Here is a 13,254-nt window from a genome sequence, read left to right as displayed (position 1 = left end):
TTTGAAAGTAGATTTTTTTTCAAAAAATAAATGTTGATAATAAAAATCGAAGATTATTTCTAATAATCTCATTTTTGTACTCTTACAAAAACGATAATACAACTCATTAAAATCCCTATTGCTCGAGAAAGTGTTGGCATTTGCAATACCTCAAGTTTTAGGGGTTTTTTGCTTTTTATTTTGAAATTTACGGAGGTTACAATTAAATTCAAATACTTAAGCTGTTATTCGGCTAGTCAGCTTGAGAACTGGAAAACACATAATTTTCTATCAAGTTATTTCAAAACACAGGATTGAAGTTGTCAGAATTTCACACGAAAGCATGGACTTGAAAAATAACTTGATGAATAAGAACTGACCGATAGCATGGATTTGTAACCATGTTTTTACACGAGTTGTTTCCAAACATTTAATTTCAAGATATATGTCATTTTTTAGCGCGCACTCTTTTTATTTTTTTATTCAACATCAACCGATTTATGAACTCTGGTTTGAGTAAATTCAATAGACGGAATTAAAAACAATAAGGACGAAGTTTTGGAAAAAGCAACGAAATGGATTAATAATTAGCAACATTGATCGAAAAATTTTATTTAGCTTTGTATATTCTTTAGATAAATCAAGTTTTATGAAAAAAATAATTACAGCAACTTTGCTATTCGGACTTTCTGTTTTTGCCAACGGATTATTTGCACAGGAGTTATCAGCAGAACAATTGAATACGTTCCGTACCGATAATCTGGAAAGTTTTCAGAAAGCTTTCGGTCAGGAAGATTTTTCAAAATGCTACACAGTAAATGGTACAAAGACAGATCTACTTTCTTTGAGTGTAAAAGAAAACAAAAAAAATGTTTTCAATTATCTGGTGAGTAAAACTGATGTTAACAAGTCTTGCAGCGATGTTACTCCTCTAATGAACGCAGCAGCTTCCGGAAACATGGATGCCGCAAAAATGCTGATGAAATTCGGGGCTAAAAAAGAGGCAAAAGACAGCAAAGGCAAAACGACAAAAGACTACGCTGTTAAAAATAAACAGTCTGCAATGGCAATGGTTCTTTAATTTTTTTAGAGATAAATAATTTAAAACTTCCTTCGGGAAGTTTTTTTGTTTTTAAAACCTGCAAAAATCTTATCTTTGCCAACGGAAAATTCAAGGTTCGGATCAGAGCCTTATACATTGAACTTTAAACAAATAATTATGTTTCGATCGCACACAAACGGAGAATTATCTCTTAAAAATCTTAATGAAGAAGTTACACTTTCAGGATGGGTACAGACTATCCGTGATAAAGGATTTATGATTTGGATAGATCTTCGGGATCGTTACGGAATTACACAGCTTGTTTTCGACCAGGATCGTTCTACAGCGGAACTGATGGAAAATGCTAAAAAACTGGGACGTGAATTTGTGATTCAGGTTACCGGAAAAGTTATCGAAAGAGTAAGCAAAAACCCCAATATTCCGACAGGAGAAATTGAGATTTTAGTGGAGAATTTAACAGTTCTTAATGAATCTCAGCTTCCGCCTTTCACCATTGAGGACGAAACAGATGGTGGTGAAGAATTGAGAATGAAATACCGTTATCTGGATATCAGAAGAAATCCTGTAAAAGATAAATTGATTTTCCGTCATAAAATGGCACAGAAAGTGAGAAACTATCTTTCAGACAACGGATTTATCGAAGTTGAAACTCCGGTTTTAATTAAATCCACTCCGGAAGGAGCAAGAGATTTCGTGGTTCCGAGCAGAATGAATCCGGGACAGTTTTATGCTTTGCCGCAATCTCCGCAGACTTTCAAGCAATTATTGATGGTTGGCGGAATGGATAAATATTTCCAGATCGTAAAATGTTTCCGTGACGAGGATTTAAGAGCCGACAGACAGCCGGAATTTACACAAATCGACTGCGAAATGGCTTTTGTAGAGCAGGAAGATGTGATGAATGTTTTTGAAGGAATGACGAAAACTTTATTGAAAGATATCACTGGTCAGGAATTCGGAGATTTCCCAAGAATGACTTTCGCTGATGCGATGCAGAAATACGGAAACGACAAACCGGACATCCGTTTCGGAATGGAATTCGTGGAACTGAATGAACTGATAAAAGGTAAAGATTTCAAAATATTTGATGAAGCAGAACTGGTTGTGGGAATCAATGTTGAAGGATGTGCAGATTATACAAGAAAACAGATCGACGAGCTTGTGGATTGGGTAAAAAGACCACAAATCGGCGCTTCGGGAATGGTTTGGGTGAAATTCCAGAATGACGGGGTAAAAACGTCTTCGGTAAATAAATTCTACAGCGAGGAAGATTTAGCAAAAATTATTGAGAAATTCGGAGCTAAAGAAGGCGATTTAATGTTGATTCTTTCCGGAAACGAAAATAAAGTAAGAACGCAGCTTTCGGCTTTAAGAATGGAGCTTGGAAACCGTTTAGGATTAAGAAAAGGAAACGAATTCGCGCCACTTTGGGTAGTTGATTTCCCATTATTGGAATTTGATGAAGAAAGCGGACGTTATCACGCGATGCACCACCCTTTCACGTCTCCAAAACCGGAAGATATTCATTTACTGGAAACAGATCCGGGAAAAGCAAGAGCAAACGCTTACGATATGGTGTTGAACGGAAATGAAATCGGCGGAGGTTCTATCAGAATTTTCGATAAAGATCTTCAGTCTAAAATGTTCGACCTTTTAGGATTCTCCAAAGAAGAAGCAGAAGCACAGTTTGGTTTCTTAATGAACGCCTTCAAATACGGAGCGCCGCCACACGGTGGATTAGCTTTCGGATTTGACCGTTTGGTAGCAATTCTGGACGGAAACGAAGTGATCAGAGATTATATCGCTTTCCCTAAAAATAACTCAGGGCGTGATGTGATGATCGATGCGCCTTCTTCGATTGCTGAGGAACAGCTCGATGAACTGGAACTGAAATTAAATTTAAAAGCATAAATTAGAAGCGGGGATTTTTTCTCCGCTTTTTTTATGAAAACACTAATTTCTCTAATAGCCACTTTAGGATATATTTCTGCAATAGCCTGTGCAGTTTATTTCATAATCATATTTATAAAGAAAATACTTTATTACCCTCCGAACGTAAAAGAAAAAGTTTATGAAGAAATAATGAAGCTCTCTTACATTTCAGGATTATTGCTTGTATTTAGCTCAACCTGCTTTTGGGTAGCTAAAGAAATTGTAGAATATGATTTTAAAAGAACGTTGAGAAAACACACTATTGTTTCAGCAGATATTGAAAACATATTTTTCAGTAAAGAGGATATGAAAGGTATTTTTGATCATTTCGAAAATGATGAAGGACGTTACAGGTGCGAAAGCTTTAGCGGAATTATTAATCTGGATAACAACGAATCGATTTCTGTTGAAATTATAAAGCATTGCTATGAAAAGAACAGATATATTATTGTTTCTAAACAATACAGCGTAGAATCTACCATTGGAGACATCAACACGGATAAGTTTGATTATTTAAAAAAGAATATTGATAGTATTCAATAATTTTTAAACATACATCTCGTTAATAAAAGAACCATTTCTTTTTGTCATGAAAAAACTAATACCACTATTCTTTTTATTTTTTATCCATTTATTCAATTGTCAATATGCAGAAGGACAATATTATGAAAGTGAAATTTATAAACTAAAATTAAGAATTGAGAAAGGTGACAAAAAAGCTCTCTATGAACTAACGCCTTATTTTGACAGCTCAAAAAAACTGGCAGAATATCTTGGACATCATTATCATGAAACTGAAGAATTCTATCTTGCAAAAAGAGTTATTGAAGAAAATTTCATTTTTCCTGAGCAGGCAATTAATCTTGAAGAAATAAAAAATTCTGAAACTTATTCTGATTTCTTTAAAAAGAACGAAAACAAAATTAAGTATTCTCCAGAATTAAAAACATTTTATATTACCCCTCTCAAAGACAGAAAAGATTTCATAGAATTTCGGGAGCTGCCAATTGCAAAACTACAGAAACTTATTAAAAGACGCTCTGAAATCATCACTAAAGATTGGATAAAAGCAAGAGGAATTGATGTTTTAATACGCCAGAACAATCCCGAATCTCTTGTAAAAATTTGTGAAGAATTTTATCGTTTAAGAGATAAATTTAACTTTTTCAATCGAGATCAGGAAGATTTTCCGGAGCTTTTAAAATTGCTGATTCACAAAGATATTGGTTCTGTCGGAAGAAATGATTACAGAGTATGGGAGACTGATGATTCTAATTTTGATAACAAAGCAATCCTTAACCTGCTTATTTATTTTACAAAAAATTACAAAAACTTTGTTTGGGACAATTCATCCCATTGTTTCATCAATAAGTCTTTGAAATCTAAACAGATAGACGATATCACGAATCTTTTTGAAGAACTCTACAATGATAATGACTCCATTGCTTTAAATACATTCATTAAGCTTTCGCAAAGCGACACTAAAAGAGTAAACGAAATTAGTGCAGAAAAAGAAAGAAACATTCTTAGCAGTACTAATCCTATTATTCCAATGTTTCCCTATAGATTTCTTAGCCAGCTATCCCTTCTTACATTGTATTATAGACAAAAAAATATCGATTTTCAGGGAACAAAAGACCTTCATACGCACATTGAAAAATTAAGTTCGAAGATTTCTTTTAAAGAAAGAAGGGAGTACGAAAACTATTTAATAGACCATCTTAATTTACAGGATATCCCTCCATTAGAATATTGGTCCTTGATTTATGAAAAAAGACCCAAATTATCAGAATCTGTTTCACGAATTTTAGACATTTATTATACTAAAAACTGGGATACAATTCTCAATGATGAAAAGCAGTTAGAATTGTACCTAAAAAAATCTTTATTATACGGAAGAATTGGCATTAACGGAAATGTTAATTATTATCTTTTTAAATTCACAGGAAACGGAAATGATGTGATAAAACTTTTAGATAAAATTAAATCAGAAGATCCCGATATTGTTTTTCAAATAGAAAATGCGAAAAAAATGTGTCTGAAAAGTTTTGACTATCCCATTTCGCCTCAAAAAATATCCGGTGGAAACTTTAACAGTGAAAAAGTTGATCTGAAAGATGAGACTGAAAAAATAAAGGTTACAGCAAAAGACAGTGATGATTTTGAATATAAAATCTTAAAACTTTTTTCAAAAGTGGGGTATTCACAGATTCCTGAAGCATTACAGATTTTAGAAAAATTAAATTTCAAAGAAAATAGCTACAATAACAAATATTCAATGTTTGAAAGAGATTTCGGCTTTTTTGTAATTGAAAACTGGAAAGATAAAAAAGTAAGAGACCAATTTTTATCCGTCTATCAATCACATACGGAAAAAGAGCTTTATAAATATTATCTTGATCTTGCAGGAATTGATTATAAAAACCAGGATGAAAGTTTAGATTACGATAAAATTTATGAAATTCTGAAATTCGATATTGTGACACCTTTCACTGGCAGTCAGGAACTTGAAAATGAAGTTGGCGCTATTGTTAAACTTTTAGAATCAGATCAAAATACAACATTAGGTTATCCGGATAAAATTTGTAATTCTGCAGGAATGTACATTTGTCCACCTTCCGACCGGGCTTGGGAATGGAGAAAATATTTAAAAGATAAAAAATTACTTAGAAAAGAACACTCCAAGATCGTTTCATTCAATTATGGCTACTACATCGATAAAGTTCTTGTTTACAGAGAAATAAATTCAAAATAAACCATCAAATATTCATCAAACAATACAACCCTTACAGACAACAAAAATCAATATAAAAAGGAACAATTTAAATCCTTCAACATTACTGCTGATCCATAAAAATAAAAAGGTCTGAATTTCTTCTGACCTCTATTGGTTTTTTCTCCGCTTGTTTATGAGGATGATTATTATGTTGATGTAATAGGTGTATTTTAAACAGCTATAAGAAAGCTTTTGCAAAAACTGAAAATCTTTTTATAGAGAATAAAAAGATTTTTCAGTCTTTGTGAAGAAATGAATTTTTAATTGATAAAAGAAAATTTATTTACAAACATATTACCGATAAGCGGTAATGGCGTTTCTTTTTCATTTGCGGCATTTATTATTCCCAAAATCATTAAAATAAAGAATAAATAGCCAATGTAACCTAAAAAGTGCAATGACGGAACAATAGCAGCAACTATCGTCAGCGCAATATTAAATAACGTGGAAACAATTGCCAATCCCAAACTCTGGCTGAGATGAAAATTAACCAGCCTGTCTTTTTGCGATTTGTCTCTTAAAAAAAATGCGATAAGCCATCCGACAAGGGTGATATACGAAATAATTGCTAAAACTTTGTTGTTCATGTTTTGAGTTTTTAAATTTCTGAATAAAATTATTTTCAACCCGGCAAAGATATTATCGGCAAATCAACAACAGCAATTTTGAGTGTCTATAAAGTGTCTATGAGGAAATTAAAAACGTCTACAAAGCGTCTACAATAAATTTAACACGTTTATTTTAAACCAATTACAATTAAGAAAGCTGCTGTATAAACTGATCCAGATCTTCGTCTTTCCCCAGATTAAGCTTCTGCTTTATTCTGTAACGCGCCATTCTTATACTTTTGGGCTCAACATTCATCTGGGATGCAATTTCTTTGGTGGAAAGTTTCATCAAAATAAAACCACAATATTTTAAATCCAGTTGAGTAAGATTCTGGTTGGCTTTATCCAATAATTTATTGAAAAATTCAGGATAAATGGTATTGAAATTAGATCTGAACTTTTCAAAATCATCATCTACCAAAATCCCTTCGTCTATCGCTTTAAAAATCTGATGATCTATGACAGAAGGCGCGGCAGATTTTTTTTCCATCAGTTTTTCTTTAAGATTATTCAAAATTTCATTTTTCTTTTCAAGATGAAGCACACTGCCGATTAATTCTTTACGAACCTGATTTCTCTCAATCTCTAATTGCTTATTTTTCTCCGAAATAAGATGCATTTTCAGCTTATTATTCTTCTGATACTGAAACCAGATGATCAGCATTAATACCATCACAACAATCATGATCAGGATGTAGATTCTCTGGTTGAAATTTTTAGAAGTCAGAGTTTCTATTTTCTCTTCCTTTTCTTTCATTTCATATTTTATAATGCTGTTTTGTATCGCTTTGTTTACATTTTCATCGTTTGCTTTCTTACTTGCAGCCTGAAAAAGCTGGTCGATCCTGTAGAATTCTTCCCAATCTTTTTGCGTCGCTGCGATTTTCTTCAGATCATCATAAAATAAAAGCTCTGTAACAGCATCCGGATAAGGCATTTCCTGTGCTTCCTTCAATCCCCTATAAAAAAAAGCTTTAGCTTCATCTATTCTATTCTCTTCCAGAAGAATATCTCCTTTTGCGCCGTAATAATTCCTGTATATGGACAGATAGTTATACTTTTTAGCAAGCTTTAATGCTTTATTAAGATAAACATCGCCTTCCGGATTTTTCTTATAAAAAAGCAAATTATATCCGTAATTAAAATATAATGATGCTAAAGCAAATTTCTGGGTGGTTTCATTTTCATTCTGTATCAGATCTGCCGTTTCCTGTAGATATTTTAAAAGCTGATCCGAATTGTATTTTGAAGCCCGGTTAGTATTAAAATCATTCTTCATATAATTGGCAAATCCGCATCTGGCATTAATAATTGCTCCCACATCTTTGCTTCGATCCGCCAGTTCAAGAGATTCGTTCAAAATTTTCACATCCTTATAATTGGAAATATAGAAAACAGAGACTCCTGCATCACTTGCCATTGCAAAATTTTCATTCAGCTTGAAAAGCCTGAAACTCTTTAAAAAATAATTAATTGACTTGTCATTAATCTCCAGGATCATGTACAGCTTTCCTGTCGCAAAATTGTAATAGGCTTCTCCTGAAGAACTCCCATTTGTATTAGAAAATTTTTCAGCTTCGGTAATATACTTTTTCGCAGATTCGTAATCTTTTTTGGTAATGTAGGTTAATGCCAGTAAAGAATTCAGAAGCAGTTGGCTCTCATTAGATTTCGCAGATTTTTTTAATACAGATAACTCTTTTACTGCTTGGTTTAAATCTTCGTTTCTGTTGTTAAAAATATCAATAGCTTTTTCGTTCTGTGCTAAAAGCAACGTCTGAAATAAGAATAAAAAAAATACTGTGATTAGTTTAAATTTCATGGAATTTTACAGATATATCTTGCTGTGATTAAATAAATGTTACAGTAAAGGTAATATTATACTTCCGGATTCTAACGGAGTATTTCTTACATAACCTGCTCCTAAAAAAACATAAATAACTCAATTGTAATTATTTAAAATATCAAACGACAGTTACACGGCACAATCATTGTACTTTTTACCGAAAAAAAAGTACAATGAAGGCAATCTGGAACGGCGCCATTGGCTTTGGATTAGTCAATATTCCTGTCAAAATATATTCTGCTACCGAAACCACAAAACTTGATTTGGATATGCTTGATAAGTCTGATTTTTCGAATATCAGATTTAAAAGAGTGAACGAAAATACAGGCAAAGAAGTGAAATGGGAAAATATTGTAAAAGGATATCTTATGGACGACAAATACATTATTCTGGATGAAGAAGATTATGAAGCCGCAAGTCCTGAAAAATCCAAAATCCTTTCCATCGATCAGTTTGTAAAAGAAAGTGAAGTAGATTCTGTTTATTTTGAAAATCCGTACTATCTCGAACCTCAGAAAAATGGGGAAAATGCCTATCGACTTTTGCTGAAAGCTTTAGCAAAAACAGAAATGGTGGGAGTAGGAACATTTGTTCTGCGCGAAAGTGAAGCCATCGGAATGATCCGCCCTTATAACAATGAAGTGTTGGTTTTAAACCGATTGAGATTCGCACAAGAAATCAGAGATTACGGAGATCTTAAAATTCCGGCGGCGAAAGCTCCGAAACCTGCTGAATTAAAAATGGCGGTGAACCTCATCGAACAGCTTTCGCAGGAATTTGATCCTGAAATGTACAAAGACACGTATTCTGAAGCTTTAATGAAGATCATCAAACAGAAAGCGAAAGGTAAGAACACCAAAACGAAAAAAGCCGAACCTGCAAAAGAAGGAAAAGTAATTGATCTGATGGCGCAGCTAAAAGCCAGTTTACAGAATACTAAATCTAAAAACGCATCATAATGGCTCTAAAAGATTACAACCAAAAGCGGAAATTCGACGAAACCAGCGAACCGAAAGGAAAAACCAAAAAGAGCAAAGATCAGCTTATTTTTGTGATTCAGCGACACGCTGCATCACGACTGCATTATGATTTCCGTCTTGAAATGGATGGCGTTCTGAAAAGCTGGGCAGTTCCGAAAGGTCCTTCACTGGATCCTAAAGACAAACGTCTTGCCATGATGGTGGAAGATCATCCCTACGATTACAAAGACTTTGAAGGAAATATTCCGGAAGGAAATTACGGAGCCGGACAGGTGGAAATCTGGGACAGCGGAACGTATGAAGCTCTTGACAACCATTCCAAACTTTCTGACGAAAAAGAACTGCTAAAAGAGCTTCACGCCGGATCGTTAAAATTTATCCTTCACGGAAAAAAGCTGAAAGGCGAATTTGCTTTGGTAAAAATGAAAAATACGGAAGAAAATTCATGGCTGTTAATCAAACATAAAGATGACTTCGCCGAAAGTGATTATGATGCAGAGGAAAATACCGCAAAAAATTCTCAGGTCACAAAATTTTTAGAGGAAAAAAAAAGCCTCAAAAGCAGCAAAAAAAAGTCATAACCTCAGAAACAAAGCCCAAATTCAAACTGTACAATTCGTTAGTTGACGAAAAAAGGCTTGAAAATTTCATCAAACCCATGTTGGCAAAACCGCATGAAGGGGCTTTTGATGATGAAGATTGGCTATTTGAAATCAAGTGGGACGGTTATCGTGCTGTTGCCGATTTAAGCACCGATCAAACTCTCTTCTACTCCCGAAATGGGATCTCTTTCTTTTCAAAATTTGAAAAAATATCACGGGATTTTGAAAATCAGATTCATCATATGATTCTTGACGGTGAAATTGTTGCCTACGATGAAAACGGAAAACCTAATTTCCAATGGCTTCAGCAGATCGGTGACAATCCAAATCTGGCTCTCACCTATCAGGTTTTTGATATTTTATGGCTGAATGGTCACTCTACCGAAGAACTGCCGTTGATTCAGCGGAAAGAACTTTTAAAAGAAGCTTTAGTGGAAACCGATGTCATCAGATATTGTGATCACGTTCCGGAAAAAGGGATCGAATTTTTTAATCAAATGAAAAAAATGAAGCTTGAAGGGATGATTGCTAAAAAAGCCAACAGCATTTATGTAGAAAATCACCGAAGTTCAGACTGGCTGAAAATAAAATTTACCAATACTGAAGAAGCCATTATTTGTGGATTTACAGAACCACGAGGTTCGAGAGAAGGTTTCGGAGCATTGATTTTAGGAAAATATATTGACGGAAAGCTTACGTACAGCGGACATACAGGAACAGGATTTAACCGCGAATTAATCCATGAAATACTTCAGAAATTAGAAAAGATTACCGTTACAACTTCCCCATTCGAGATCAAACCCAAAACCAATATGCCGGTGACGTGGACAAAACCTGAACTGGTCTGCGAAATAAAATATTCTGAAATTACCAAAGACGGAATTTTCAGACATCCTGTTTTTATCGCGCTCAGAGAAGACAAAAACCCTGAAGACGTTAAAAATACTTCCGAAGAAACAGAAACTATTTCCCAAGCAAAAACAACGACAATGGCAATTCAAAAAAAAGTAAAATCGTCTGAAAACGAACAAGAAATAACGCTAAACCGGCACAAAGTAAAACTGACCAATCAGGACAAAATATATTTCCCAAAAGATGGCATTACAAAAGGAGATGTCATTGAATATTACCAGTCGGTTGCAGCGTATATTTTACCTCATCTTAAAAACCGTCCGCTTTCGCTAAACCGCTTTCCGAACGGAATCGAAGAGCAGAATTTTTATCAGAAAGATGCAGGTGACAGTATTCCGGACTGGGTTAAAACAACGAAGGTTTACTCGGAATCGAATGACAAAGACATCGATTATATTTATTGTAACGACAAAGCTACTTTGGCTTATTTAAACAATTTAGGCTGTATTGATATGAATCCGTGGAATTCTTCACTTCCCGATCTCGATCACCCTGACTTTTTGGTTTTAGACCTCGATCCTTCGAAAAAAAATACGTTTGATGAGGTTATTGAAACCGCTTTGCAGGTAAATGAAGTTTTAGAATCTGTAAAAATCGACGGATACTGCAAAACTTCCGGAAGCACGGGAATTCACATTTATATTCCGATGGGCGGAAAATACGATTTTGACCAGGTGAAAGATTTTGCGCACCTTTTAATGAAACAAGTCAATGAAAAATTGCCAAAACTCACGACACTGGAAAGAAGCTTACAAAAGCGTGACAACAAGAAAATCTACCTCGATTATCTTCAAAACAGAACCGGACAGACTTTAGCAAGTGCTTACAGTTTGCGTCCAAAAGAAGGAGCATCTGTCTCGATGCCTCTGGAATGGGAAGAACTGAAAAAAGGCTTACAACCTACAGATTTCAACATTCACAATGCTTTAGACAGAATTAAAGAAAAGGGAGATTTGTTTAAACCTGTTCTGGGAAAGGGAATTGATATGATGAAGGCGCTGGAATTGTTGGGGGATGTTGAGTAATTTCCATACTTTTGCGCTAATAATACTAATAATCGATGAATCAGAATAATATTATTGAGTTTATTTTTAATGAAAAATTAGAAAGAGAAAATCAGAATTTTTATTTTAAATATGTTTGGAAAAAAAACTTTAGAGAACTAAAAAAAGCTATAATTTATGCTATCATTTTTTTAACTATTGGTTTTTTACCTCTACAAAATTTCGACAAAAGTGCTTTTCCTTATATTTTTAAATATTTTGGATTTCTTTATATAGGATATATATTCTTATTGATTTATCAATACTTTACATTCAAGAAAAGATTTCAGATAGAGGTTGATAAAATAATCAAAAAATATAAGCAAAAAAATGAATCACATTTTATAATTTTAAATAGCGAATATATAGAATTTAAAAATCCATTTACCACAATAATGTCTGTTTGGGAAAATACTTCCTATATAATATTAGATGATTACATTTTAATTTCTCCAATTAATAATTTATATTATATCACACATAAATCTGAAATCACTATAGATCAATTTAAAATTATAATTGATTATCTTCAAAAATATTCTAATTTAAAGAAGTAGTTAAGGAAGTTTCGCTACCAAACTTTCAGGCAGCATTTTCAAAATCAGATAAATGATTTTCCATTTGAAATTCGGAACAATGGTGAAAGAATTTCCTGCGTTTACGATATGTTTTGCCACATAATCAGGCTCCATCATTAAAGATTCATTCAACTGTAAGCCTTCATTGATTTTTGTACGGATGTAGCCAATCACCAAAGCATTGACTTTTATATTTCTTGAAGCCAATTCCTGTCTTAAGCCAGCTAAATACGTGGTAAAAGCAGCTTTTGTACTGCCGTAAACAAAATTGCTTTTTCTCCCGCGAACTCCCGAAAGCGAAGATAATCCGATAATTCTTTCCAGATTTTTATTGTTCTTATCCTTTGCAATAATATTCAGAATAGAAACAGCTCCCATATAATTGACCAGCATCATTTGCTGAGCTCCTTTGAAGTCTATCAAAGCGGTTTCATTATCCACTAAAAAACCTGCTGCATACACCACAATATGAGGTTTTACAGGAAGCTCATCATAAAATTTCTGATGAGAATCAAAATCAACAGCATCGAAAGGTAAAACTTTCACTTTGGAATTCAGATTGTGTTCTGAAACAAATTGTTCTAAAGAGTTTGTATTTCGGGAAGCGGCAATAACGGAAAATCCTTTTTCAACGTATTGTTTCGCTGCCTGTTTCGCGACATCGGAATTGGCGCCTAAAATGAGAACGGTTTTGTTTGTGTTTTGATTCATGGGGCAAAGATAGTTTAAACCACAAATAACACAAAGATTTTCACTAATGGCACAAAGATTTACCGCCATTTTTGTCATTTCGACGAAGGAAAAATCTATTTTTTAAACCGTTAAGATTTTAGTTGAGGAGTTAAGATTATTAAGGTAGAAGCTTCGCTTTTGATTTTTTCAGAGTTTTTTTAAACACGAATTGCACAAATGGTTTTCACGAATAAACACAATTG

12 protein-coding genes are annotated in these 13,254 nt (G+C 33.7%); 9 read left to right on the top strand and 3 right to left on the bottom strand.

Going from position 1 to position 13,254, the window contains the following annotated elements; all coding sequences use genetic code 11:
• The first annotated feature begins 241 nt into the window (after positions 1–241).
• The 5 genes from BW951_RS22500 (at position 242) to BW951_RS04025 (ending at position 5,729) form a co-directional block, all read left to right on the top strand.
• The gene (locus BW951_RS22500; RefSeq protein ID WP_228427490.1) at positions 242–358 is read left to right on the top strand and encodes a hypothetical protein; all 117 of its coding nucleotides are present in this window, start codon (positions 242–244) and stop codon (positions 356–358) included.
• 270 nt (positions 359–628) lie between these two features.
• The gene (locus BW951_RS04040; protein ID WP_076390663.1) at positions 629–1,060 is read left to right on the top strand and encodes an ankyrin repeat domain-containing protein; all 432 of its coding nucleotides are present in this window, start codon (positions 629–631) and stop codon (positions 1,058–1,060) included.
• A 138-nt stretch (positions 1,061–1,198) separates the two neighbouring features.
• Entirely contained in the window at positions 1,199–2,953 is a 1,755-nt protein-coding gene (aspS, locus tag BW951_RS04035; RefSeq protein WP_076390662.1) for an aspartate--tRNA ligase, read from the top strand.
• A gap of 33 nt (positions 2,954–2,986) precedes the next feature.
• Positions 2,987–3,517, top strand: coding sequence for a hypothetical protein (locus tag BW951_RS04030; RefSeq protein ID WP_076390661.1), 531 nt, complete (start codon positions 2,987–2,989; stop codon positions 3,515–3,517).
• A gap of 46 nt (positions 3,518–3,563) precedes the next feature.
• Positions 3,564–5,729, top strand: coding sequence for a hypothetical protein (locus BW951_RS04025; protein ID WP_076390660.1), 2,166 nt, complete (start codon positions 3,564–3,566; stop codon positions 5,727–5,729).
• Between the two features lie 281 nt (positions 5,730–6,010).
• Here the strand turns inward: BW951_RS04025 and BW951_RS04020 are convergent, their stop codons facing one another.
• Together BW951_RS04020 and BW951_RS04015 are read right to left on the bottom strand one after the other, a co-directional pair.
• On the bottom strand, positions 6,011–6,337 hold the full coding sequence (locus tag BW951_RS04020) for a magnetosome magnetite crystal formation protein family (protein ID WP_076390992.1): 327 nt from the start codon (positions 6,335–6,337) through the stop codon (positions 6,011–6,013).
• Between the two features lie 169 nt (positions 6,338–6,506).
• Positions 6,507–8,180, bottom strand: coding sequence for a helix-turn-helix transcriptional regulator (locus tag BW951_RS04015; protein ID WP_076390659.1), 1,674 nt, complete (start codon positions 8,178–8,180; stop codon positions 6,507–6,509).
• 197 nt (positions 8,181–8,377) lie between these two features.
• Between BW951_RS04015 and ku the strand changes: the two genes are divergently transcribed.
• From ku to BW951_RS03995, 4 genes are all read left to right on the top strand, one after another.
• On the top strand, positions 8,378–9,163 hold the full coding sequence (gene ku / locus BW951_RS04010; RefSeq protein WP_076390658.1) for a non-homologous end joining protein Ku: 786 nt from the start codon (positions 8,378–8,380) through the stop codon (positions 9,161–9,163).
• Positions 9,163–9,765: a DNA polymerase ligase N-terminal domain-containing protein gene (locus BW951_RS04005; protein ID WP_076390657.1), complete on the top strand. Its 603-nt coding sequence runs from the start codon at positions 9,163–9,165 to the stop codon at positions 9,763–9,765. The genes ku and BW951_RS04005 overlap by 1 nt, the downstream gene beginning before the upstream one ends.
• 77 nt (positions 9,766–9,842) lie before the next feature.
• Entirely contained in the window at positions 9,843–11,723 is a 1,881-nt protein-coding gene (ligD, locus tag BW951_RS04000; RefSeq protein ID WP_076390656.1) for a DNA ligase D, read from the top strand.
• Positions 11,724–11,758: 35 nt separating this feature from the next.
• Entirely contained in the window at positions 11,759–12,298 is a 540-nt protein-coding gene (locus BW951_RS03995; RefSeq protein ID WP_076390655.1) for a hypothetical protein, read from the top strand.
• Here BW951_RS03995 and BW951_RS03990 read toward each other — a convergent pair whose 3' ends face one another.
• A complete protein-coding gene (locus tag BW951_RS03990; RefSeq protein ID WP_076390654.1) occupies positions 12,299–13,030 on the bottom strand; it encodes an SDR family NAD(P)-dependent oxidoreductase in 732 nt (243 codons plus the stop codon).
• Between the last annotated feature and the right edge of the window lie 224 nt (positions 13,031–13,254).

Source organism: Chryseobacterium gambrini, from assembly GCF_900156825.1.
Taxonomy (GTDB): domain Bacteria; phylum Bacteroidota; class Bacteroidia; order Flavobacteriales; family Weeksellaceae; genus Chryseobacterium; species Chryseobacterium gambrini.
Note: the sequence above shows the minus strand (reverse complement) of the source record. Positions and strands in the feature narration are given on the sequence as shown.

Excerpts from the sequence above, each read along its gene's own strand:
- BW951_RS03990 (WP_076390654.1), bottom strand. The coding sequence starts at position 13,030 with ATGAATCAAAACACAAACAAAACCGTTCTCATTTTAGGCGCCAATTCC.
- BW951_RS04040 (WP_076390663.1), top strand. The coding sequence starts at position 629 with ATGAAAAAAATAATTACAGCAACTTTGCTATTCGGACTTTCTGTTTTT.
- BW951_RS04030 (WP_076390661.1), top strand. The coding sequence starts at position 2,987 with ATGAAAACACTAATTTCTCTAATAGCCACTTTAGGATATATTTCTGCA.
- BW951_RS04005 (WP_076390657.1), top strand. The coding sequence starts at position 9,163 with ATGGCTCTAAAAGATTACAACCAAAAGCGGAAATTCGACGAAACCAGC.
- BW951_RS04015 (WP_076390659.1), bottom strand. The coding sequence starts at position 8,180 with ATGAAATTTAAACTAATCACAGTATTTTTTTTATTCTTATTTCAGACG.
- ku (WP_076390658.1), top strand. The coding sequence starts at position 8,378 with ATGAAGGCAATCTGGAACGGCGCCATTGGCTTTGGATTAGTCAATATT.
- BW951_RS03995 (WP_076390655.1), top strand. The coding sequence starts at position 11,759 with ATGAATCAGAATAATATTATTGAGTTTATTTTTAATGAAAAATTAGAA.
- ligD (WP_076390656.1), top strand. The coding sequence starts at position 9,843 with ATGTTGGCAAAACCGCATGAAGGGGCTTTTGATGATGAAGATTGGCTA.
- aspS (WP_076390662.1), top strand. The coding sequence starts at position 1,199 with ATGTTTCGATCGCACACAAACGGAGAATTATCTCTTAAAAATCTTAAT.
- BW951_RS04025 (WP_076390660.1), top strand. The coding sequence starts at position 3,564 with ATGAAAAAACTAATACCACTATTCTTTTTATTTTTTATCCATTTATTC.
- BW951_RS04020 (WP_076390992.1), bottom strand. The coding sequence starts at position 6,337 with ATGAACAACAAAGTTTTAGCAATTATTTCGTATATCACCCTTGTCGGA.